This is a genomic window from Rhodoplanes sp., from assembly GCF_013377085.1.
Classification (GTDB): domain Bacteria; phylum Pseudomonadota; class Alphaproteobacteria; order Rhizobiales; family Xanthobacteraceae; genus Rhodoplanes.
Window position 1 is genome coordinate 207,435 of sequence record NZ_JACAAX010000001.1, and the last position, 22,561, is coordinate 229,995.

Below are 22,561 nucleotides of genomic sequence, written 5' to 3' on the forward strand. Positions count from 1 at the left end.
AATCCCGTCCTCGCCGTCGGGGACGGGCGTTGGGTGGATCGGATGGTCCGCACGCTCAGTGGCTCTTCTCGATGACGATTTCCCACTGCCCCTCGCTCACCTCCTCGATCTCGAAATTGTGGCCTTCCTTGTTGGCCCATTCCGGGATGTTCTTCATGGCGCAGGAATGGTCGATCGCGACCACGAGCACGTCGCCGACCACGAGCTCGCCGAGCGCCTTCTGGGTGCGGATCAGCGGGACCGGGCAGGCCTCGCCGAGGCAGTCGAGCGTCTTCTCCGTCATCTGGCAGTCTCCATTGGGATGTGAACGCAGCGGCAGGCGTCCGGCGGCCGGCATCGACTGCCGGGGGCCGAATGTCGAGCCGTGGGGCGAATGGCGGCGTACGACCGATACGGGTCCGGCCACGGATCAGCCGGTCCCGCAGCAGCGACGAGAGCAAAGGATGGGATGTCCTGGTCACGGCATCGAACCATTCGCGGTCGAAGCAGCCGAGGATCATATTAGTAAACGTGAATGATATTGATCGCCATCAAACCGGATAGCCGATATCGCGGCGACGCGGTCCCGCTATGCGCGCAACGTGGGACTCGTCCCGGCGACGGCACACCGAATGCCTCCGCCTCGGCCTTGCTGCGTGCGCCTTCCACCGTGGTGACGCGCCGGCGCCGTCGCGCCCCGGCGACAGCAAAACGGGGCGCCGAAGCGCCCCGTTCGATCGTCGCAACCGTCGTGGTCCGGCCTCAGGCCTCCTTGACGACCTTGGCCACCTTGTCCAGCACGGTGCGGCGCTCGCGATAGATCATGTAGACCGTCGCCAGCGCGCCGAGGATGCTGGTGATGATGCCGAGATACCAGATGCCCACGAACTCGGTGTAGAAGGCGCCGCCGGCGAACGAGAACTTCGCCGCCATGAAGCCCGAGACCGACAGCGCGATGGCGCCGGCGAACTGGCCCACCATGTTGATGATGCCCATGGTGAAGCCGGCCGATCGGACCGACCAGATCTCGGCCGCCGAAGCATTGATCAACGGGAAGATGTTGATCACCACGCCGGCGAAGAAGGCGAGTGCCGCGAGCGAGAAGGTGTTCGGGATGTGCAGCGTGAACAGGAAGAAGGTGAGGCCGATCAGCACCAGGCCGCTCCCGATCACGACGGCACGCGGAATGCCGTGCTTGAGCAGCTTGTCGGAGAGCCAGCCCACGCCGGGCGTGCCGACGACGCGGCCGATCACGTAGACCGACGCCATGCCGCCGCCCGCGATGATGGCCGCCTCCTTCGACATGCCGGCTTCCTGGATGTAGAAGTCGGTGGCGTAGAGCGGCAGCCAGCCGGGTACCAGGCGGGTCGCCACCATATAGGCCGACCAGACCAGCGACATGATCCACAGGGCCGGATCCTTGGCGATCAGGCCGAGGGTCTGCCTGTAGGAGAGCTGCTGGTGCTCCTCCTTGTCCTCCTTCTGCTGGACCGACGGAAGGCCCATGTCGGTCGGCGAGGCACGCAGCAGCAGCAGTGCGAGCAACGCGATGGCGAAGACGACGATCGCCATCAGGATGGTCGACGCCCGCCAGCCGGTGACGCCGAACAGGCCGCCCTTCGCCAGCACCACGGCGAACACCGGGATGAGCAGGAAGGTCATCACCTCGCCGAGGCCGCCGCCGGGCCCGGAATACATCTCCATGGCGAAGCCGCGCTCCTTGATGGAGAACCATTTCGCCAGCGCCGAGGTGATCGGCACGTAGCCGGCCGCGGCGACGACGCCCATCGCGGCGCGCCAGACCAGCGCCTCCGTGAAGGTGCCGCTGAAGGCGAAGCCGGCGAGGAACAGCGCCAGGATGCCGATGCCGATCGGGATGACGCGGCGGCTGCCCCAGACGTCGGCGGCCGTGCCCCACGGGATCTGGGCGACCGCATAGGCGTAGAAGAAGGCGGAGCCCAGAAGTCCGAGCTCCGGCTTGCCGATGTTGAGGTCCTCCATCAGGTATTTGGTGATGGAGGCGTAGTTCCAGCGGACCAGTTGCGACGTGCAGTAGACCAGCATGCACGCGATCAAGATGACCCAGCGATAGTTCGCCTTGTTCTTCAGGAACGTCATGGCAGGGTACGAGCCCGGGGGGTGTGTAAGTGTACGCTGTCGTGGGCGGCGCAGGCTTGCGTCTCCGCTCGTGCCTTTCAGGCCCGGGCGGAGACGAGAGAACTCGCGCCGGTCTCAGACCCGCTCGATCAGCATGGCGAGCCCTTGGCCGACGCCGATGCACATGGTGCACAGGCCGTAGCGGCCGCCGCTGCGCTGAAGCTGATGGACCGCCGTGGTCACCAGCCGGGCGCCGCTGGCGCCGAGCGGATGGCCGAGCGCGATCGCACCGCCGTAAGGATTGACGCGCGGGTCGTCGTCGGCGACGCCGAGCTGGCGGAGCACCGCCAGGCCCTGCGCCGCGAAGGCCTCGTTGAGCTCGATCACGTCGACGGCGGCGATATCCACCGACAGGCGGGCGAGCAGCTTGCGCACCGCCGGCACCGGGCCGATGCCCATGACGCGCGGCGGCACGCCGCCGGCGGCCATGCCGACGATGCGGGCCTTGGGCGTCAGACCGTGGTGGCGTGCCGCCTCCTCGCTGGCGACGATCACGGCGCAAGCGCCGTCGTTGACGCCCGAGGCGTTGCCTGCCGTGACGGTGCCGTCGGGCCGCACGATCGGCCGCAGCTTCGCCAGCGCCTCCAGCGTGGTGGCGCGCGGATGCTCGTCGCGATCGACGCGGATCGGATCGCCCTTCTTCTGCGGGATCTCGACCGGGCAGATCTCGCCGGCCAGCGTGCCGTTCTGCTGGGCGCGGCTGGCCTTGTCCTGGCTGCGCAACGCGAACAGATCCTGGTCGGCGCGCGAGATCTTGAAGTCGGTGGCGACGTTCTCGGCCGTCTCCGGCATCGAGTCGGTGCCGTAGAGCTTCTTCATCAGCGGATTGACGAAGCGCCAGCCGATCGTGGTGTCGTAGATCTGGGCCTCGCGCGAAAACGCCGTGGTCGCCTTGCCCATCACGAAGGGCGCGCGCGACATGCTCTCGACGCCGCCGGCGAGCGCCAGCTCCATCTCGCCCGAGACGATGGCGCGGGCCGCCTGGCCGATCGCCTCCATGCCGGAGCTGCACAGCCGGTTCACGGTGACGCCCGGCACCGCCTCCGGCAGCCCGGCGAGCAGCAGCGCCATGCGGGCGACGTTGCGGTTGTCCTCGCCGGCCTGGTTGGCGTTGCCGAAGAACACGTCGTCGACCGCACCCCAGTCGACCCCGGTGTTGCGCTTCATCAGCGCCTTCAGCGGCACGGCGCCGAGGTCGTCGGCCCGTACCGTGGCGAGGGCACCGCCGTAGCGGCCGAAGGGCGTCCGCACGGCGTCGCAGATGACGGCTTGTCTCATGTCGATGAGCCCCTTTTGAAGAGTCAGTCTTTGCGGAGAAGTTTGAGGCCGCAGATTTTTTCGAGGGCCTCGAAGGAGAGGCCCGGCACCAGGTCGTGGGCGACGACGCCCGCCGGCGTGATGTCGAAGGTGGCGTGGTCCGTGTAGACGCGCCTGACGCAGCCGATCCCGGTGAGCGGGCTCGAGCAGCGCTCGACCAGCTTGCTGACGCCCTTCTTGGTGAGCAGGTCCATCATCACGAAGACCGACTTGGCGCCGATCGCCAGATCCATGGCGCCGCCGACCGCGGGAATCGCGTCCTTGGCGCCGGTGTGCCAGTTGGCGAGGTCGCCGGTGACGGAGACCTGGTAGGCGCCGAGCACGCAGTAGTCGAGATGGCCGCCGCGCATCATGGCGAACGAGTCGGCGTGGTGGAAATAGGCGGCGCCGGGCAGCGCCGTCACATATTGCTTGCCGGCATTCATCAGGTCGATGTCCTCCTCGCCGGGCGGCGGCTTCGGGCCCATGCCCAAGAGGCCGTTCTCGGTGTGGAGGATGATGGTGACGCCCTCGGGCAGGCAGTCGGCGACCTCGGTCGGGGCGCCGATGCCGAGATTGGCGTAGGAGCCGTCCGGGATGTCGTTGGCGATGCGCTCGGCGAGCTCTCGCCGGGTCAGGCGCTGGATGTCTTGGCTCATTTTTGGAGTCTCCGGAACCATGCCGCTCAGCCGTGGGTCGGGGTGGGCTTCACCTCGACCACCCGCTTCACGAAGATGCCGGGCGTGACGACGGTCTCGGGATCGAGATCGCCGACCGCCACCACCTCGGACACCTGCGCGATCGTGCACTTGGCGGCGGTCGCCATCACGGGTCCGAAATTGCGCGCCGTCTTGTGGTAGACGAGGTTGCCGAGTGCGTCGCCCTTGTAGGCCTTGATGAAGGCGTAGTCGGCCGAGATCGGATACTCGAGCACGTAGTGGCGCCCGTTGATCTCGCGGGTCTCCTTGCCCTCGGCGAGCAGCGTGCCGTAGGCGGTCGGCGTGAAGAAGGCGCCGATGCCGGCGCCGGCGGCGCGGATGCGCTCGGCGAGATTGCCCTGCGGCACCAGGTCGAGCACGAGCTCGCCGGACAGATAGCGCTCGTCGAACGCCTTCGAGTCCGCCTGGCGCGGGAACGAGCAGACGATCTTCTTCACCCGCCCGAGCTTGATCAGCGCGGCGATGCCCTCGCTGCCCGTGCCGGCATTGTTGGAGATGATGGTGAGGTCCTTGGCGCCCTGCGCGATCAGGGCGTCGACCATCTGGAACGGCACGCCGGCATCGCCGAAGCCTCCGATCATGATCGATGCACCGTCCGGAATGTCGGACAGCGCCGCCTCCAAGGATGGGCAGATTTTGTTCATGGGATCTCCACGCGATGGTGCGGGCGACGATCGGCCTCGCACAGTCGTTCGATTAGCGCGCGGAAACCTGCGCCGGCTTTCAATGTCCGTCAAGTTCTATAATCGCACGACTGTGCGAAAACAGAGCTGGTCTGCACGATGCGCTGCTCCGTTGACGACCGCGGATACCAAAGTCGTGTGCCAGGGCTGGCAGAACGGCTCCACATCGGCTACGACTTGCGCGATAATCGAACGAGGTGGCGCCCTTGTGCTGCGGCGACGACGCTGTGTCCTGATCGGCGGGCGCCGGAACAGGGTGTCAGAGCGGCAGGACGTGATGACCGACACCGATTTCGACGACGACGGGACTGCGCCGGCGCCCGGTCGCGGATTGCCCGAGGCCGGCGAGGGGCCGGTGCCGGGCGATCCCAACATCATGACGTCGCTGGTGCGCGGGCTCGCCGTGATCCAGGCGTTCTCCCGCGAGACCTCGTCGATGACGATCTCGCAGATCAGCCAGAAGACCGGCATTCCACGCGCCGCCGTGCGGCGCTGCCTCTACACGCTGCGGGCGCTCGGCTTCGCCGACACCGAGGACGGCCGCCGCTACGTGCTGCGGCCCCGCATCCTGGCGCTCGGTCACGCCTATCTGGGCTCGATTCCGCTGACCCGGATCGCCCAGCCGTTGCTGCGGCGGATCAGCAACGCGCTCAACGAGTCGTGCTCGATCGCCATCCTGGACGGCGACGACATCGTCTACATCGCCCGCGCCTCGGTCTCGCGCATCATGACCATCGACCTGCATGTCGGCAGCCGGCTGCCCGCCGCTTTCACCTCGATGGGTCGCGTGCTGCTCGCCTATCGGCCGAACGAGCTCGAGGAGCGGCTCGCCCGCGTAGGCTTCGGGGCGTTCACGCCGAACACCATCAAGGATGCCGCGGCACTGCGGGCCGAGATCGCTCGGGTGCGCGAGTCCGGCTACGCCATCATCGACCAGGAGCTCGAGCTCGGGTTGCGCTCCATCGCGGTGCCGATCATGGCGTCCGACGGCACCGCTTTCGCGGCCCTCAATGTCGGCGTCCACGCCTCGCGCATGTCGACGGCCGAAATGATCGAGAAGATCCTGCCGCTGCTGCGGCAGGCCGCCGCCGAGCTGTCGCTCTGCGTCGGGTAATCGAAGAGAGTTGGAATGACATCGTTCGTCTACACGTCCCATCCGGTCCGCGTCGTCTTCGGCAGCGGCACCGTGCAGACAATCCCGGAAGAGGTCGAGCGGCTCGGCCTGTCGCGCGTGCTGATCGTCACCACGCGGTCTCAGGCGGCGACCTCGGCCGCGGTGGCGGCCGCGCTCGGCCCGCGCCTGGCGGGGATCTTCCCCGGCGCCGTGATGCACACGCCGGTCGCCGTCACCGAGACCGCGATGGCGATCGTGGCGGAGAAGCGGGTCGACGGCGTGCTGGCGATCGGCGGCGGCTCGACGGTCGGGCTCGGCAAGGCGATCGCGGTGCGGACCGACCTGCCGCAGATCGTCGTGCCGACCACCTATGCGGGCTCGGAGATGAGCCCGATCCTGGGCGAGACGAAGGACGGGCAGAAGGTCACGCAGTCGAGCGAGAAGATCCGCCCCGAGGTGGTGGTCTACGACGTGGATCTCACGCTCGCGCTGCCGCCGGCGCTCTCCGGCACCAGCGGCATCAACGCGCTCGCCCATGCGGTCGAGGCGCTCTATGCGCGCGACCGCAATCCGATCGTCGACCTGATGGCGCTGGAGGCGATCGGCGCGCTCGTGAAGGCGCTGCCCCGCATCGTGCGCGATCCGCAGGACCGCGAGGCGCGCGCCGCCGCGCTCTACGGCGCCTGGCTGTGCGGCGTCTGCCTCGGCAGCGTCGGCACGGCCCTCCACCACAAGCTCTGCCACACGCTCGGCGGCAGCTTCGACCTGCCGCATGCCGAGACCCACACGGCCGTTCTGCCGCATGCGCTCGCCTACAATGCCCCGGCCGTGCCCGACGTGATGGCGCGGCTCGCCGCGGTGCTGTCGACCGACGATCCGGCCCGTGCGCTCTACGACCTCGCCGGCGCCGTCGGCGCCAAGCGCGCGCTGCGCGATCTCGGCATGCCGGAGGCGGGCATCGATGTCGCCACCGAGCGGGCGCTGGCCAATCCCTACTTCAATCCGCGGCCGCTCGACCGCGACGCCATCCGGGCTCTGCTCACCCGGGCCTATGCCGGCGAGCCGCCGCTGCGCGAGCGTCCGTGAGGGCGCCGGCGCGACGGACCGAAGCCCGGCGCGGTGCGGCCATGCGGGCGGCGCCGCCTCGTTCGGCTGGACCGGCGGCCGGCAACGCGCAAAACTCCGCGCCGTCCGAGACGATCGTCGCGGGCCGGACGTTCATCCCTGAAAGCACGCGGCGGTTGCACAGCGAGGAGGCGACATCGTGAGTCTGACGGCAGCCATCAAGGGCGTCATCCCGATCTCCCCGACCCCGTTCCATGCGGACGGTCGCGTCGACGCGGCCTCGATGGACAAGCTCACCGACTACTTCGTCGGCTGCGGGGTCGACGGCATCACCATCCTGGGCCAGCTCGGCGAGGCGCCGAAGCTCGAGTTCCAGGAGGCGCGCGCCATCGTGGCGCAGGTCGCCAAGCGCACCAAACTGCCCATCGTGGTCGGCGTCTCGGCGCCCGGCTTCGCCGCCATGCGGGCGCTCGCCCGCGAGGCCATGGAGCTCGGCGCCAGCGGCGTGATGATCGGCCCGCCCAACACGCTGCGCACCGACGACCAGATCGTCGGCTACTACCGCCAGGCCGCCGAGGCGATCGGCCCCGACGTGCCGTTCGTGCTGCAGGACTATCCGCTCACCTTCTCGGTGGTGATGACGCCCGCCGTCATCAAGCGCATCGTCACCGAAAACGCGTCCTGCGTCGTCCTCAAGCACGAGGACTGGCCGGGCCTCGACAAGATCACGGCGCTGCGCGGCTTCGAGCGCGACGGCGCGATGCGCCACATCGCGATCCTCACCGGCAATGGCGGGATCTTCCTCGACTTCGAGATGGAGCGCGGCGCCGACGGCGCCAATACGGGCTACGCCTTCCCGGAGATGCTGGTCGACGTGGTCAAGCTCTCGGCCGCCGGCAAGCGCGACCAGGCGCACGACCTGTTCGACGCGCATCTGCCCTATCTGCGCTACGAACAGCAGCAGGGCTCGCTCGGCCTCGCGGTGCGCAAGTACGTCTACATGCGCCGCGGCCTGATCTCCTGCGACGCCCAGCGCAAGCCGTCGATCGCGCTGAACGCGCCGGGCAAGGCCGAGGTCGAGTATCTGCTCGCGCGCATCGCCCGCGTCGACCAGCGCGCCAGGCTGGCGGCGTGACGAGCACCGTCGTCATGCGCGGGTCCTTCGCCCGCGCATGACGAGTCGAAGCGTCTGAAGACTGGTATAATTCTCACAAAGCGGTGCTTCGTCGATCCGGTGTTTGCAGCGCATCACGACTTTTCACGTTGTGGTGCGCTGCGCTCGGGAAGCCATATTTTGCAGCGCGGTGCGACCGTGCCGGCCCCGGGGCCTGTGGCCAGGGCGTCGATCGTCGATTATCATGAGAGTGGTTCGTCCCTGACAGGAACGGGTCTGCTGCCGTTGCAAGACGGTGCGGCGGATCGTTCGAGGAGAGCCTTCCATGCGTGTTGCGGACCTTTTGAAGGGCAAGAACGCCACCGTCATGATGGTGGAACCGACGCTGACCGTCCAGGCGCTGGCGGAACGCCTGCGCTCGGCCAGGGTCGGCGTCATGATCGTCAGCCACGACGGGCATGCGCTCGACGGCATCATCTCGGAACGCGACGTCGCCTATGGGCTGGCGGAGCACGGCGGCACCCTGCCGGTGCTGCATGTCTCGGATCTGATGACCAGGAGTGTGATCACCTGCGTGCCGAGCGACAGTGTCTCGGAGGTCGCCAAGGTGATGACGCTGCGCCGCATCCGCCATCTTCCGGTCAAGGAGGGCGATACGATCGTGGGCGTCATCAGCATCGGCGACGTGCTGAAATCCCGGATCTCCGAGATCGAGCTCGAGGCCAACGTCCTGCGCGACATCGCCATCGCGGTGCGGTAGGGCGGCACCCCGCATCGAGCGTGTAGGGCGCAATGAGCGGAGCGAATTGCGCCGCTAAAAGTAGTTATATCGGCGCAATTCGCTGCGCTCATTGCGCCCTACGAAGTGAGCCGCCAGCGCGGATCACTTCACCCCGGGCAGCGCCTTCACCAGCTTGCGGAAGACGTCGCCGCGGACCTCGAAGTTCTTGAACTGGTCGTAGGACGCGCAGGCCGGCGAGAGCAGCACCACGGCCTGCTGCAGGCCGGCGGCGGCGGCGTCCTCGGCGGCCTGGGCGACGGCGCGCTCCAGCGTGCCGGCGATCGTCCAGGGGGCCTTGCCGTCGAGGGTCTCGGCGAACTCGTTCGCGGCCTCGCCGATCAGATAGGCTTTTCGCACGCGCGGAAAATAGCCCTCCAGCGGCGTGATGCCGCCGCTCTTCGGCTTGCCGCCGGCGATCCAGAAGATGTCGGAGAAGCAGGCGAGCGCGCGCGCCGCCGCGTCCGCATTGGTCGCCTTGGAGTCGTTGACGAACAGGATCGAGCCGTAGCGGCCGACCTCCTCGATGCGGTGCGGCAGGCCCGGATAGGTGCGCAGTCCCGCCTGGATGGCCTTGGGCGCGACGCCGAGGGCGAGCGCGGCGGCGCTGGCGCAGGCGGCGTTCTGGGCATTGTGGGTGCCGCGCAGCGTGGCGATGCCGCCCAACAGCGCGATCTCGCTCAGCGCCGCGGCCTCGGCCTGCAGAATGCGGCCGCCCTCGACGAAAATGCCGTCGGAGAGCGGACGGCGCACCGAGACGCGGACCACCCGACGGCCCGTGTGGGCGATGTGGTCGGCGGCGGCCTGGCACCAGTTGTCGTCGACGCCGACGATGGCGGTGCCGTCCGGTTGCACGCCGGCGACCAGGCGCTCCTTGAGGCCCGCATAGGTCGCCATGGTGCCGTGGCGATCGAGATGGTCCTCGGTGACGTTGAGCAGGATGCCGACCGAAGGATCGAGGTTCGGCGCGAGGTCGATCTGGAACGAGGAGACTTCGATGACGTGCACGAGCCCGGGCCGCGGCGGCTTCAGCGACAGGATGGCGGTGCCGATATTGCCGCCGATCTGCACCTCGTGGCCGGCGGCGGCGAGCAGATGCGCCGTCAGCGCCGTGGTGGTCGACTTGCCGTTGGTGCCCGTGACGGCGACGAACGGCGCGTTCGGCGCATGCGCGGCGCGCTCGCGGCAAAACAGCTCGATGTCGCCGATCACCTCGACGCCGGCCGCACGCGCCAGGCCGACCGTCCAGTGCGGCGCCGGATGGGTGAGCGGTACGCCCGGCGCGAGCACCAGGGCGGAGACGCGCGACCAGTCGATATCGCGCAGATCGGCGGTCGGGATCCCGGCGCTCGCCGCGTAGGCGATGCGCTCCTCCGAGTCGTCCCAGCCGACCACGTCGGCGCCTCCGGCGAACAGCGCGCTGGCGGTGGCGAGCCCGGAGGTCCCGAGCCCGAAGATCGCCACCTTGCGGCCTTCCAGCGTGGTGACGGGAATCATGGCTCACCTCAGCTTGAGCGTGGAGAGGCCGGCGAGCGCCAGCACGACCGAAATGATCCAGAAGCGGATCACGATTTGCGGCTCGGTCCAGCCGAGCTGCTCGAAGTGATGGTGCAGGGGCGCCATCTTGAACACGCGCCGGCCGGTCAGCTTGAACGACACCACCTGGACGATCACCGAGACGGCCTCCAGCACGAACAGGCCGCCGATGATGCCGAGCACCACCTCGTGCTTGGTGATCACCGCGACGGTGCCGAGCAGGCCGCCGAGCGCCAGCGAGCCGGTGTCGCCCATGAACACCGAGGCGGGCGGGCAGTTGAACCACAGGAAGCCCAGCCCGGCCCCCAATATGGCGCCGCACAGCACCGCGAGCTCGCCGGCGCCGGGGACGAAGTTGAGCTGCAGATAATCGGCGAACACGGCGTTGCCGACCACCCAGGAGATGCCGGCGAAGCTGCCGACCGCGATCATCACCGGCACGATGGCGAGCCCGTCGAGCCCGTCCGTCAGGTTCACGGCGTTGCCGGCGCCGACGATGATGAAGCCGCCGAAGATCAGGAAGAACCAGCCTAGGTCGATCACCATGTCCTTGACGAACGGCAGGGCGAGCGAGGTCGTCAGCGGCGCGCGGCCCAGCATGGCGAGGGCGAAGCAGGCCATCACGGCGATCAGCGTCTCCAGCGCCAAGCGCGTGCGGCCCGAGAAGCCCGCGTGGGTCTGCTTGGTGACCTTCAGGTAGTCGTCGTAGAAGCCGATCAGCCCGAAGCCGAGCGTGACGCCGAGCACCACCCACACATAGGGGTTGGCCGGGTTCGCCCACAGCACGGTCGACACGACGAGGCCGGACAGGATCATCAGCCCGCCCATGGTCGGCGTGCCGACCTTGGTGAGCAGATGCGACTTCGGCCCGTCGGTGCGGATCGGCTGGCCCTTGCCCTGCTTCAGCCGCAGCATGCGGATGATGGTCGGACCGAACAGGAACACGAACAGGGCCGCCGTCACGATCGCGCCGGCGGCGCGGAACGTGATGTAGCGGAACACGTTGAGGACGTTGATCACGTCCGAGAGGTCGGCGAGCCAGTAGAGCATTCGGTCAGCCTCGCGCTGGAATGTCGTCGTGCGCCGCCGCAGCGGGATAACGGCGCGCCAGCGACTTGACGATCGGCCCCATGCGCGAGCCGAGCGAGCCCTTCACCATCACGGCGTCGCCGGGATGCACGGCGGCGAGCACCTGGGCCTCGAGCTCCGCGGCGCTCGCCGCATGGCCGCCGCGCCGCTCGGCCGGCAGCGCCTCCCACAGCGCGGCCATCAGCGGGCCGGCGCAGAAGACGAGATCGATGGTGTTCTCGGCCACGGCGGCGGCGAGGCCGCGGTGCAGCTCGGTCGCCGCGGTGCCGAGCTCCAGCATGTCGCCCAGCACGGCGATCCGCCGGCCGCGCGCCCCGACCGTGGCGCGGCCCAGCACGGCGAGCGCGGCGCGCATCGAGGAGGGGTTGGCGTTGTAGCTCTCGTCGATCAGCAGGGCCTGGCCGCTGCCGACGAACAGATCGATGCGGGTGCCGCGCCCGGTCGCCGGCCGCTGGTCGGCGAGCGCGAGGGCGGCGAGGGCGAGGTCGGCGCCGACCAGGCTCACGGCCGCCAGGACGGCGAGCGAGTTGAAGACGAAGTGGCGGCCCGGCGCGCCGATGCGGTAGTCGGCGAGCGTGCCGAGGATCGAGGCCTCGACGGTCGAGCCGTCGTCCTGGAGGGCGTATTTGAGCAGCCGCGAGTCGGCTTTCGAATGCTCGCCGAACGACACGATGCGCGCGACGCCGGCCTGCGAGGCGTGCCGCTTCAGGCGCTGCCAGTGCGGGTTGTCGCGGTTGATCACGGCGGCGCCGCCGGGCTCGATCCCGGAAAAGATCTCCGCCTTGGCGTCGGCGATGGCGGCGACCGAGGCGAAGAACTCCAGATGCACGGGCTCGACCGTCGTGACGATGGCGACGTGCGGCCGCACCATCCTGACCAGCGGCGTGATCTCGCCGGCGTGGTTCATGCCGATCTCGAACACGCCATAACGCGCCGTCTCGGGCAGGCGGGCGAGCGACAGCGGCACGCCCCAGTGATTGTTGAACGAGGCCGTCGAGGCATGGGTCTCGCCGTCGGCCGAAAGCGCGATGCGCAGCGCCTCCTTGGTCGACGTTTTTCCGACCGAGCCCGTGACGGCGACGATTTTTGCGGGCGACCGCGCCCGTGCGGCGCGGGCGAGGTCGCGCAGTCCATCGAGCACATCCGGCACGACGAGCAAAGGCGCGTCGGCGGGAAACTCGCTCCGCCGCGCCGCCGACACCACTGCGAGTGCGGCGCCATTGGCAAATGCCTTGGCGACGAAGTCGTGGCCGTCGAGCCGGTCGCCCGCGATGGCGAAGAAGGCTTCGCCCGACGACACGGTTCGGCTGTCGATCGACAGGCCGACGATCGCGTCCGGCAACGGACCGGCACGCGTCGCCGACATCGCGGCGGCCATGTCGGCGACGGTCCACAGCGGCGGGTGGGTCATGCACTCTTCTCCCGCAGGGCGGACGTCACCGCCTCGTGGTCGCTGAACGGCAGCGTCGTTCCCTTGATGGTCTGGCCGGTCTCGTGGCCCTTGCCGGCGACCAGCAGCACGTCGCCCTCGGCGAGCTCTTCGACGGCCCGCTGGATCGCGTGGCGGCGGTCGCCGATCTCGATGGCGCCGGGCGCGGCGGCGAGGATTTGTGCCCGGATGGCGGCCGGCTCCTCGCTCCTCGGATTGTCGTCGGTGACGATGACGCGGTCGGCCTTTTCGGCCGCGATGGCGCCCATCAGGGGCCGCTTGCCGGTGTCGCGGTCGCCGCCGGCGCCGAACACCACGACGAGCTTTCCCCGCGCATAGGGGCGCAGGGCGTCCAGGGCTTTCGCGAGGGCGTCCGGCTTGTGGGCGTAGTCGACGAAGATCGGCGCGCCGCGGCGGTGGCCGACCAGCTCCAGCCGTCCCTTGGCGCCGACGAGGCCTTCGAGCTGCTCGAACACGGCCTCCGGCTCGCCGCCCGTCGCGATCACCTGGCCGGCGGCGACCAGCGCGTTGTCGACCTGGAAGGCGCCGACCAGCGGCAGCCGTACCCGGTAGGTGTGCCCGGCATGGACGATCGTGACGGTCTGGGAGAAGCCGTCGATCTCGATCGCGGCGGCCCGGATGTCGGCGGCCTCGCTGCACCCGACCGTGAGAATTCTTACGCCGCGCGCCTTGGCGGCCGCCTGCACGGCGTCCGCATGGACGTGGTCGATGTCGATCACGGCGGTGCCGTCGGCGGCCAGCAGTCGCTCGAAAAGTCCCAGCTTGGCGGCCAGATACGCCTCGAAGGTGACGTGATAGTCGAGATGGTCGCGGGTGATGTTGGTGAAGCCGGCGACCGCCACCCGCACACCATCGAGCCGGTGCTGCTCGATGCCGTGCGAGGAGGCCTCCAGCGCCAGATGCGTCACGCCCTCGCCGGCGATGCGGTCGAGCGTGACATGCAGCGCCACCGGGTCCGGCGTGGTGAGCGAGCCGTACTGCTCCTCGTCGGGCGTCACCAGCCCGATGGTGCCGATGCTCGCCGCGCGATGGCCGAGCCCGGCCCAGAGCTGGCGCGTGTAGGAGGCGACCGAAGTTTTCCCGCTGGTGCCCGTGACGGCGGCGATGGTGGCGGGCTGGCGCGGGTGCAGGCGGGCGGCGGCGAGCGCCAGCGCATGGCGGACGTCGTCGACCAGCACCAGCGCGACCTCGTCCGGCAATGGGGCCAGGGGGGCGCGCTCCGCCAGCACGGCGGCGGCGCCCTTGGCCAGCGCGGCCGGCACATAGTCGAGCCCGTCGGCCTTGCTGCCCGGCACGGCGGCGAACAGGGAGCCCGGCGCGACGGTGCGGCTGTCCGCCGTCACGTCGGTGATCGACTGGTCTCCGTGCCGCGCCTTGTATCGGGCGCCCGGATCGAGAAGATCGCGCAACCGCATGTCCGCCCCGCCGTGCGTTTTGTCGGACCGAAGGTTCGGCCGCCGGGCCAACGGTCCGGCCGCCGAAGCACTGCCCCGGCGGCTCCGGTTTAGCATGTTCGCAAGGGGTGGGAAGCAAGCCGGCGGCGGAAATGCTGCAACGCAACATGAATGTTCGGCTCCAAGTGCTTGAGCCCAAATATTAAGCGGCGTAGACTTTTGCCCAATTAGCAATCATTCGCAAGTTCTGGTAGCATGCTCACGGGTGGACGTTTCTTTGGGGATGACGATGGCTTCGCTCGCAAACGCAGTGTTCACCGGGCGGTCCGGACGGGACTACGAGTTCCTCGCCTATGGGCGGGACACCGAGTTCAAGTCGGCCGGCGCCGTCTATGTGATCGCCATTCGGTATGAGGTGCCGAGCGGCATCTCCTACCGGCACGTCTATGTCGGCGAGACCCGCGACCTCGCCGACAGTCCGCTGACCCATTGCCGCACGGCCTGCTTCGAGCGCATCGGCGCCAACAGCATCTTCATCTGCCTGGAGGGCAACGAGGAGCGCCGGCAGGCGATCGCGCAGGACCTGGCGGAAAAGCTCGATCCGCCCTGCAACAGCGACCGCAGCGGCGTCTGCGACTATCCGAGCACCGAATGCCCGCTGGTCTGGCCGCTGGGGCTGTGAGGGGCGCCGCAACCGTGAACAGCCTCGCTCCGCCGACATCCTGAGAGGCCCGCGCAGCGGGCCGTCGCGAAGGACTGGCGGCGCCTCGGTCGAGGCCTCATCATTCGACCGGACGCGACGACGGCGTCACCCACGCTGGCGCCGGTCCGCGCCCGCATCCCGGATGTCGTCGCGTTCCGTTCCGGTGCGGAGGATGGTCCATGGCCAGAATCGAAGTCGTCCACACGACCGAATACACCTACCGCAACCCAGTCGGACTCGGGCGCCATCGATTGATGGTCCGGCCCGACGAGAGCCACGACCTGCGCCTGCACCGGGCCAAGCTGATCGTCGATCCGGCTCCGGCCCTGGTGACCTGGAAGCACGACATCTTCAACAATTCGATCTGCTTCCTCGACTGGAGCGACGCCACGCGGACGGACCACCTGAAAATCGTCTCCACGCTGGACCTGACGCATCATCCCGACGGGCCGCCGCTGCCCCGATACATCCTCGATTTCGACGCGACGGCGTTTCCCTTCTCCTACACCGCAGGCGACCTCGCCGATCTCGGACCGCTGACGGTGCAACAGGAGCCGGATCCGGACGGCGTGGTGGCCGCCTTCGCCCGGCGCATTCTCGGCGACGCGGGATCCTCCGAGACCCTGGACGTCCTCGCAGCGATGACACGCGCAATCAAGGAACAACTCGGCTATCGGGCGCGGTACGAAGAGGGGACGCAGACCGCCGCCGACACCATCCGGCTCGGCAGCGGAACGTGTCGCGACTTCGCCGTCCTCATGATGGAGGCGTTGCGCAGCTTCGGCGTCGCGACGCGCTTCGTCACCGGTTATCTCTACGATGACACGTCCGGCGCCACCCGCGGCGGCGGCAGCACGCACGCATGGTGCTCCGTGTACCTGCCGGGCGCCGGCTGGATCGAGTACGATCCGACCAACGGCCTGCTCGCCGGCTCGAACCTGATCCGGGTCGGCGTGACCCGCGAGGCCGCGCAGGCGAGTCCGATCTCGGGAGGCTTCGACGGCCGTTCCGACGATCCGATCGGCCTGCATGTCGACGTGTCGATCACCGCTGCGCCGGCCGACTGATCCGGATTTTTCGCGCGTTCGCAGAGGCGTCGTCGCGGCCCTCACCGGGCCGCAGGGCGTAGGATGGGTTGAGCCGAAGGCGAAACCCATCACGCCTCCGCCGTACGACCAGGCGATGGGTTTCGCCTTCGGCTCAACCCATCCTACGGGCTGCGCTCTACCCGGGCTACGCTTGCTGCTTCGAGCGCATCGGCGCCAACAGCATCTTCATCTGCCTGGAGGGCAACGAGGAGCGCCGGCAGGCGATCGCGCAGGACCTGGCGGAAAAGCTCGATCCGCCCTGCAACAGCGACCGCAGCGGCGTCTGCGACTATCCGAGCACCGAATGCCCGCTGGTCTGGCCGCTGGGGTTGTGAGGAGGAGGGGCGCAGCCGCAGTTCGTAGCCCGGACTGAGCGCAGAGGCTGGGCAAGAATTGGCTCACGTCCTGAACAGATAGACGATCGTTCTCTGTCGCGGCCTGTATGGACCAGCTCGCAGAATAGATCAGGCCACCCGGGCCCTTCTCGGGCAAAGAATTCTGCTTGTCTTCCGTGGGCTCGAATTCTTGCCCAGCCTCGCAGCGAAGTCCGGGGATTTCTTGCTCGGTCTCGGCGGAGGATCCCGGCTTTCGCCTTCGGCGAAACCCGGGCTACGCTCACTCATGGCATCCTGCGGATGTCTTGGAGCACCTCGGATGCAAAAGCACCTCGTCACGCTTTCGATCGCCGTGGTCATCTCGATTGCTGCCACACGCGCCTGTCTCGGAGCGCCGGCCGGCGAGTGGAACGAGGACCTCCGCCGCTGCCTTGTAACCAAGGACATCCAAGGCGGCCGGGTGGTTCTCGCGAACGACGAGGGAATCATCGAGATCGACGTCCAGCGGGGGACGGACTCCGATTCCGAAGCCTACACGATCTCGTTCGATGGTCAGCCGCCGATCGACACGACTCCGCCGAAGAACGCCTCCGGAGTGTACGAGCATCGGCTGGGACCCTTCGGAACCGTAGCCCCCGTGTTTTCGAAAGCCAGGAGGATGGCGATTTCCATCACGACGGCGGACAAGCGGGCCGAGACGCTCACGATCGAGATCGGGAACGGCGCGAAGGCGATGGCCTTTCTCAAGAAATGTAACGACTACTGGGAGCGCCAGAACCGGAAGAGGCGCTGAGGCAGCCGCGTCGTCGGTTGCTGATCACTTCGGGGCGCGCCGCAGGCGCGAGCCCGGGACTCATACGCCCTGTCTGTCGTGAGTCACCGGCCCCGGGGTTATAGATTCCGGGCTCGCGGACCTTTCGGTCCGCGCCCCGGAATGACGGCCATCGGTGCTTAGGAACGGTCCTCACCGGTCGACGCCGGTGGCCTCCAACTCGGCGGGGGCGGCGGCGCGGGTTGCGGCGGCGCGCGATCCCGACGCGGCCGTGGCCGCCCCGGTGCTCGGCCGGGCCTCGCGGCGGGTGACCGAGGAGGTCACGTCGGCGCCGGCGGTGCGGCCGCCGCGGCCGAGGATGAGCTGGTCGGCGGCCGGCAGGTCGAAGCGCGGCTCGAGGCCGAGGAGCGGCGCGATACGGGTGATCACCTTGGCGGCGACCGGCGCGGCGTTCCAGCCGGCGGTGGCGTAGCCGTGCGTCTCGGGCGTCGCCTGCGGCTCGTCCAGCATGATCAGCACGACATAGCGCGGCTGGTCGGACGGCAGCACGGCGATGAAGTCGCACAGAAGCTTGGTCTTGCTGTAGCGGCCGCCGACCACCTTCTCGGCCGTGCCGGTCTTGCCGCCGACGTAATAGCCCTTCACGTCGGCGGTGCGGCCCGAACCCTTCTCGGCGTTGAGGCGCATCAGATAGCGCATCGCCACCGAGGTCTCGGGCTTGACCACCCTCTTGGAGACGGCGCGCGCCTCCTGCTCGGTGCGCTTGAGGAAGGTCGGCGGAATCAGCCAGCCGCCGTTCATCAGCGCGCCGACCCCCATCAGGGCCTGCAGGGGCGCCACCGACAGGCCGTGGCCGAACGCGATCGTGATGGTGTTCAGCTCGCCCCAGCGTTTCGGCACGATCGGCTCGGCGCTCTCCGGCAGCTCGGTGCGCAGCCGGTCGAGCTGGCCGATTTTTCGCAAGTACTGCTTGTGCCCTTCGACGCCGACCGCCAGCGCCATCTTGGCGGCGCCGACATTCGACGAGTAGGTGAAGATCTCCGGCACCGACAGCACGCGGTTCTGGGCGTGGTAATCGCTGATCTTGAACTTGCCCCAGTGCAGCGCGCCGCGCGCGTCGAAGGACGAGTTCAAGGTCGCTTTGCCCGAGTCCAGTGCCATCCCGACGGTCAGCGCCTTGAACACCGAGCCCATCTCGAACACGCCGGTGGTGAGGCGGTTCATGCGGTTGGGGTCGAGCGCTTCCTTGGGATTGATCGGGTCGTAGTCGGGATGCGACACCATGGCGACGATCTCGCCGGTGCGCACGTCGAGCACCACGCCGGCGGCGGCCTTGGCCTTGTACTTTTCGCGCGCCGCGCCGAGCTCGTCGTGCATGGCGTGCTGCACCCGGAGATCGACCGAGAGGCTCAGCGGCTCCTGCTGACGGTCGGAGGCGAAGCCGGCGCGATGGAGGTCGGCCAGCCCGCGGCTGTCGAGATACTTCTCCAGCCCGGCGATGCCCTGGTTGTCGATGTTGACGTGGCCGATGAGGTGCGAGACCTCGCGGCCGTTCGGATAGACGCGCTTGTTCTCGGGCAGGAAGCCGACGCCCGGGATGCCGAGGCGGTGGACCTCCTGCTGCTGCTTGGGCGTGATCTCGCGCTTGAGCCAGGCGAAGCCCTTGCGCGATCCGAGCCGCTCGCGCAGCTCGCCGGTGTCGAGGTCGGGCATCACGGCGGTCAAGAGCTCGACCGCCTCGTCGGCGTCGATCAATCGCTTCGGCTCGGCGAACAGCGACGGAACCTTGACGTCGGTCGCCAGGATTTCTCCGGTGCGGTCCAGGATGTCGGGGCGGGCCGTGGCGACCGCGTCGCTGCCGCCGCCGCGCCGGCCCGCATGACTGTCGGGGGCGACCGCGTAGACGACCAGCCGGCCCGCGATGATGCCGTAGACGGCGCCGAAGGCCAGCACGGCGAGGCCGATGCGGGCCCGCGTCTTGCGGCTGCGGTCGATCGAGCGGTCGTAGAGCAGCGCCTGGATCAGCCGCCGGTGCCACGGCGCACGCGGCGCCGCCGCGACCACGGCGGGGACGCCGGCGGAAGGCGCGGGAGGATCGGCGGGCGCGGCGGCGGTGGTGTGATCCGTCACGGCTGCCTCCTCGGCGTCACGCTGCCGGTCGGCTCGCCCGGATGGCCGGTGCCCGGCTGGCCGGATCCCGGCACTGCCGCCTCGAGCATGGCGGCGATCGGATCGCTCTCGGCGGGCGCCGGCTCCGCCGGCCGCGCCGGCAGCGCGTCGAACGTGTCGATCTGGGCCGGGTCGAGGAGCTGCAGCTTGAGGTGGCGCTGCGCCAGCGCCTGGATGCGGCCGGGATTCTCCAGCTTGGCGGCCTCGGCGCGCAGCGCCGCCGCGCTGTTGCGCTCGCGGGCGATCTCGGTGCGCAGCTTGGCGACGCGCTCCGCCTCGATGGTCGCCTCGAACTTGATCTTGTAGACATAGGCGGCTGCGACGACGAGCAGCACCGCGACGATGAGGTTCAGGAGCCGCATCTCAGCCTCCCCGCAGCATCGCGTCGAGCGTCGGCAGCGACGGCAGGCCGGCCGGTTCATCGGGCAGGGGCGGCGCGTCGGTACGCTCGCCGGCGCGCAGCTTGGCCGAACGAGCGCGCGGATTCTGCTCGAGCTCGGCGTCGTCGGCCGTCACCGGACGCTTGGTCAGCACCGAAAAGCTCGCCGGCGGCCGCACCGTCTCGGGCAGGTGGCGCGACACGCCGCCGCCGCCACCACGGGCGGCCAGAAACGTCTTCACCACCCGGTCCTCGAGCGAGTGGAACGACACGACGACGAGGCGTCCGCCCGGCGCCAGCACGCGCTCGGCGGCGAGCAGTGCGGCGGCGAGCTCGCCGAGCTCGTCGTTGATCATCATGCGCAACGCCTGGAACGTGCGGGTCGCCGGATGGATGTCGCCGGGCCGGCTGCGCACCACGCGGGCGACGATGTCGGCGAGCGCGCGGGTGCTGGTGATCGGCGCCGCACTGCGCGCCTTGACGATGGCGCGGGCGACGGCGCGCGAGTGGCGCTCCTCGCCGAGCTGGAAGATCACATTGGCGAGGTCGCGCTCGCAGGCGTTCGCGACCAGATCGGCGGCCGACGGCCCGTCCTGGCCCATGCGCATGTCGAGCGGCCCGTCGAGTCGGAACGAGAAGCCGCGCCCGGGATCGTCGATCTGCATGGAGGAGACGCCGATGTCGAGCACGACGCCGGCGACCGTGCCGGGGGCGGCGACCTCGGCCAGGTCCGAGAAACGGGATTCGACGAGCGTCAGCCGGCCGCCGGCCGCCTCGACCAGTCCCCAGCCGGCCGTGACGGCGGTGCGGTCGCGGTCGAGCGCGATCACGCGCGCCTCCGGCGCGGCATCCAGGATGGCACGGGTGTATCCACCCGCGCCAAACGTGCCGTCGATGTAGAGACCGCCGTCGCGAACCGCCAGGAAATCGAGGGCGGGGCGGGCGAGCACGGGAATGTGGCGGGCCGGTCCGCCAGCGACACCCTCCGCGGCCTCGCGGCCCAGGGCATCGCGGCCCGCCGTCATTCCCGTGCTCCGGCGCCAGGCGCCCCGCGCTCGGAACCCAATCGCTTCGTCATCTCGCGCACGGTCGCAGTGGCCTTTGCTAGATGCGCGCGGAAGCCGTTTGGTTCCCAGATCTGAAATTTTTGCCCGAGCCCGACGAAGCCGACCGTGTCGCCGATCCCGGCATGCGCCTTGATCATCTCGGTCAGCACCACCCGACCCTCGCCGTCCAGCCGCAAGGTCTCGCTCGTGCCGTAGAGCGCGACCAGGAATTCCTCCCGCTCGTCCGAATAGGGCGGAAACCGCGCGATCAATTGCTCGATCTCGCCGAGCAGGGCATGTCCCCCCGCATCGACCGCCGGCCGGTCCAGACTCGGATAGCAGTACAGCCCCTCGAAGCCATCCCGGGCGAGCACCGCGCGGAAGGGGGCCGGTATCGACACCCGTCCCTTGGAATCGAGCCGCGCCGTGAACTGTCCCACGAAGCGGTCCATTCGACTGCGGGCTCCACGCCGGCCTGACGCTGGCCTCGTACGCGGTCCGCCGGGCGCCGGACGTGCCGGCCGGGGCGGACGAAAACATTAACGCTGGGTAATGCTGGGATACCATGGGATAGTATGGGCGTCAATGGATTCCGGGCTCGTCCACGGGCGGCGCATGGGTACGCGACACGTCGATTAGCAGCGGTTAAACTTAAGGAAACGTTGCCGGCAGCGGGGGGCGGCACTCGACCATGCGGACAGCCCTGATCAGTGACATTCACGCCAATCGCGAGGCGCTCGAGGCCTGCCTCGATCACGCCGAGCGCTCCGGCGTCGACGCCTATGTTTTCCTCGGCGATTACGTGGGTTACGGGGCCGATCCGGCCTGGGTGCTCGACACCGTGATGGGTTATGTCGGGCGCGGCGCCGCGGCGGTGCTGGGCAACCATGACGCGGCGGCGATCGGCGAGCGTGCCGACATGAACGACGACGCGGCCGCCGCGATCGCCTGGACCAAGACGGTGATCGGCGACGGCCACCGCGATTTTCTGGGCCGGCTGCCGTTGGTGGTCGAGAAGGGCAGCATCCTTTATGTCCACGCCAATCCGGTGGAGCCGGCCGGCTGGGGCTACATCACGGATCTCTACTCGGCCTCGCGCGCCCTGGTCGGCTCGCGCGCCCACATCACGTTCTGCGGCCATACCCACGTGCCGAGCCTGTTCCACATGTCGGTGACGGGAAAGTTCGCCAGCTTCGATCCGGTCGACCGGGTCGACATCCCGCTCACCTCGCGGCGGCGCTGGCTCGCCGTGATCGGTGCCGTCGGGCAGCCGCGCGACCGCAATCCGGCCGCCTGCTACGCCGTGCTCGACGACGCCACCGACGTCCTCACCTATGTGCGGGTGCCCTACGACATCGACGGCGCCGCGCGAAAGATCATCGAGGCGGGTCTGCCGGTCGGCCTCGCCTATCGGCTCTACCAGGGATACTGAGGTGGCGGTGCTTTTCCCATCGTCCGGATCACGTCGTCGCGCCTTGGCACAGCGGAGCGGCGCACTCCTCTTCACCTCTCCCCGGCGGGGGACCTTCGATGATCCGTCATTCCGGGGCGCGGACCACCGGTCCGCGAGCCTGGAATCCATACGCCCTGTATCGGTGGCTCACGAAAGACAGGGGTTATGGGTCCCGGGCTCGGCACTGCGTGCCGCCCCGGGACGACTGGAGAATCGATTCGAAGCGCTCGTTCGTCGGGACG

General features: G+C 69.0%; 22 protein-coding genes. 9 read left to right on the top strand and 13 right to left on the bottom strand.

What is annotated here, in order from left to right; translation table 11 throughout:
- Nucleotides 1–55: 55 nt before the first annotated feature.
- The 5 genes from HXX10_RS00850 to HXX10_RS00870 all read right to left on the bottom strand — a co-directional run bounded on the left by HXX10_RS00850 (nucleotide 56) and on the right by HXX10_RS00870 (nucleotide 4,795).
- A complete protein-coding gene (locus tag HXX10_RS00850) occupies nucleotides 56–283 on the bottom strand; it encodes a sulfurtransferase TusA family protein (protein WP_296519447.1) in 228 nt (75 codons plus the stop codon).
- A 458-nt stretch (nucleotides 284–741) separates the two neighbouring features.
- Entirely contained in the window at nucleotides 742–2,097 is a 1,356-nt protein-coding gene (locus tag HXX10_RS00855; RefSeq protein ID WP_296519448.1) for an MFS transporter, read from the bottom strand.
- A gap of 114 nt (nucleotides 2,098–2,211) precedes the next feature.
- On the bottom strand, nucleotides 2,212–3,414 hold the full coding sequence (gene pcaF, locus HXX10_RS00860) for a 3-oxoadipyl-CoA thiolase (protein WP_296519449.1): 1,203 nt from the start codon (nucleotides 3,412–3,414) through the stop codon (nucleotides 2,212–2,214).
- A 23-nt stretch (nucleotides 3,415–3,437) separates the two neighbouring features.
- Complete coding sequence (locus HXX10_RS00865) at nucleotides 3,438–4,091, bottom strand: 3-oxoacid CoA-transferase subunit B (protein WP_296519450.1); 654 nt, start codon at nucleotides 4,089–4,091, stop codon at nucleotides 3,438–3,440.
- Nucleotides 4,092–4,117: 26 nt separating this feature from the next.
- Nucleotides 4,118–4,795 (bottom strand): 3-oxoacid CoA-transferase subunit A, encoded by a 678-nt coding sequence (locus HXX10_RS00870; protein WP_296519451.1) that lies wholly within the window; start codon nucleotides 4,793–4,795, stop codon nucleotides 4,118–4,120.
- A gap of 415 nt (nucleotides 4,796–5,210) precedes the next feature.
- Between HXX10_RS00870 and HXX10_RS00875 the strand changes: the two genes are divergently transcribed.
- The 4 genes from HXX10_RS00875 to HXX10_RS00890 all read left to right on the top strand — a co-directional run bounded on the left by HXX10_RS00875 (nucleotide 5,211) and on the right by HXX10_RS00890 (nucleotide 8,887).
- Entirely contained in the window at nucleotides 5,211–5,948 is a 738-nt protein-coding gene (locus HXX10_RS00875) for an IclR family transcriptional regulator C-terminal domain-containing protein (RefSeq protein ID WP_296519683.1), read from the top strand.
- Between the two features lie 15 nt (nucleotides 5,949–5,963).
- On the top strand, nucleotides 5,964–7,034 hold the full coding sequence (locus HXX10_RS00880) for a maleylacetate reductase (RefSeq protein ID WP_296519452.1): 1,071 nt from the start codon (nucleotides 5,964–5,966) through the stop codon (nucleotides 7,032–7,034).
- Between the two features lie 178 nt (nucleotides 7,035–7,212).
- Entirely contained in the window at nucleotides 7,213–8,148 is a 936-nt protein-coding gene (locus tag HXX10_RS00885; protein ID WP_296519453.1) for a dihydrodipicolinate synthase family protein, read from the top strand.
- A gap of 304 nt (nucleotides 8,149–8,452) precedes the next feature.
- Nucleotides 8,453–8,887, top strand: a complete 435-nt coding sequence (locus HXX10_RS00890) for a CBS domain-containing protein (RefSeq protein WP_296519454.1) — start codon at nucleotides 8,453–8,455, stop codon at nucleotides 8,885–8,887.
- Nucleotides 8,888–9,010: 123 nt separating this feature from the next.
- On the opposite strand, the gene murD is transcribed toward HXX10_RS00890, so the two are convergent.
- Genes murD through HXX10_RS00910 form a run of 4 tightly spaced genes read right to left on the bottom strand, consistent with a single transcriptional unit; the run spans nucleotide 9,011 to nucleotide 14,395 of the window.
- The gene (gene murD, locus HXX10_RS00895; protein WP_296519455.1) at nucleotides 9,011–10,402 is read right to left on the bottom strand and encodes a UDP-N-acetylmuramoyl-L-alanine--D-glutamate ligase; all 1,392 of its coding nucleotides are present in this window, start codon (nucleotides 10,400–10,402) and stop codon (nucleotides 9,011–9,013) included.
- A gap of 3 nt (nucleotides 10,403–10,405) precedes the next feature.
- Entirely contained in the window at nucleotides 10,406–11,491 is a 1,086-nt protein-coding gene (gene mraY, locus HXX10_RS00900) for a phospho-N-acetylmuramoyl-pentapeptide-transferase (RefSeq protein ID WP_296519456.1), read from the bottom strand.
- A 4-nt stretch (nucleotides 11,492–11,495) separates the two neighbouring features.
- On the bottom strand, nucleotides 11,496–12,941 hold the full coding sequence (locus HXX10_RS00905; protein ID WP_296519457.1) for a UDP-N-acetylmuramoylalanyl-D-glutamyl-2,6-diaminopimelate--D-alanyl-D-alanine ligase: 1,446 nt from the start codon (nucleotides 12,939–12,941) through the stop codon (nucleotides 11,496–11,498).
- Nucleotides 12,938–14,395, bottom strand: a complete 1,458-nt coding sequence (locus HXX10_RS00910) for a UDP-N-acetylmuramoyl-L-alanyl-D-glutamate--2,6-diaminopimelate ligase (RefSeq protein WP_296519458.1) — start codon at nucleotides 14,393–14,395, stop codon at nucleotides 12,938–12,940. The genes HXX10_RS00905 and HXX10_RS00910 overlap by 4 nt, the downstream gene beginning before the upstream one ends.
- Nucleotides 14,396–14,663: 268 nt before the next feature.
- On the opposite strand from HXX10_RS00910, the gene HXX10_RS00915 reads away from it, so the two are divergent.
- The 4 genes from HXX10_RS00915 (at nucleotide 14,664) to HXX10_RS00930 (ending at nucleotide 17,293) form a co-directional block, all read left to right on the top strand.
- Complete coding sequence (locus tag HXX10_RS00915; RefSeq protein ID WP_296519459.1) at nucleotides 14,664–15,056, top strand: hypothetical protein; 393 nt, start codon at nucleotides 14,664–14,666, stop codon at nucleotides 15,054–15,056.
- A gap of 200 nt (nucleotides 15,057–15,256) precedes the next feature.
- The gene (locus tag HXX10_RS00920) at nucleotides 15,257–16,144 is read left to right on the top strand and encodes a transglutaminase family protein (protein ID WP_296519460.1); all 888 of its coding nucleotides are present in this window, start codon (nucleotides 15,257–15,259) and stop codon (nucleotides 16,142–16,144) included.
- Between the two features lie 68 nt (nucleotides 16,145–16,212).
- Nucleotides 16,213–16,500 (top strand): hypothetical protein, encoded by a 288-nt coding sequence (locus HXX10_RS00925; RefSeq protein WP_296519461.1) that lies wholly within the window; start codon nucleotides 16,213–16,215, stop codon nucleotides 16,498–16,500.
- A 319-nt stretch (nucleotides 16,501–16,819) separates the two neighbouring features.
- Entirely contained in the window at nucleotides 16,820–17,293 is a 474-nt protein-coding gene (locus HXX10_RS00930) for a hypothetical protein (RefSeq protein ID WP_296519462.1), read from the top strand.
- 171 nt (nucleotides 17,294–17,464) lie between these two features.
- Here HXX10_RS00930 and HXX10_RS00935 read toward each other — a convergent pair whose 3' ends face one another.
- The 4 genes from HXX10_RS00935 to HXX10_RS00950 all read right to left on the bottom strand — a co-directional run bounded on the left by HXX10_RS00935 (nucleotide 17,465) and on the right by HXX10_RS00950 (nucleotide 21,318).
- On the bottom strand, nucleotides 17,465–19,336 hold the full coding sequence (locus HXX10_RS00935) for a penicillin-binding protein 2 (RefSeq protein ID WP_296519684.1): 1,872 nt from the start codon (nucleotides 19,334–19,336) through the stop codon (nucleotides 17,465–17,467).
- A gap of 62 nt (nucleotides 19,337–19,398) precedes the next feature.
- The gene (locus tag HXX10_RS00940) at nucleotides 19,399–19,803 is read right to left on the bottom strand and encodes a hypothetical protein (protein WP_296519463.1); all 405 of its coding nucleotides are present in this window, start codon (nucleotides 19,801–19,803) and stop codon (nucleotides 19,399–19,401) included.
- 1 nt (nucleotide 19,804) lies between these two features.
- Complete coding sequence (gene rsmH / locus HXX10_RS00945) at nucleotides 19,805–20,845, bottom strand: 16S rRNA (cytosine(1402)-N(4))-methyltransferase RsmH (protein WP_296519464.1); 1,041 nt, start codon at nucleotides 20,843–20,845, stop codon at nucleotides 19,805–19,807.
- A complete protein-coding gene (locus HXX10_RS00950; RefSeq protein ID WP_296519465.1) occupies nucleotides 20,842–21,318 on the bottom strand; it encodes a division/cell wall cluster transcriptional repressor MraZ in 477 nt (158 codons plus the stop codon). The genes rsmH and HXX10_RS00950 overlap by 4 nt, the downstream gene beginning before the upstream one ends.
- Before the next feature lie 239 nt (nucleotides 21,319–21,557).
- Between HXX10_RS00950 and HXX10_RS00955 the strand changes: the two genes are divergently transcribed.
- Entirely contained in the window at nucleotides 21,558–22,298 is a 741-nt protein-coding gene (locus tag HXX10_RS00955; RefSeq protein ID WP_296519466.1) for a metallophosphoesterase, read from the top strand.
- Nucleotides 22,299–22,561: the final 263 nt, after the last annotated feature.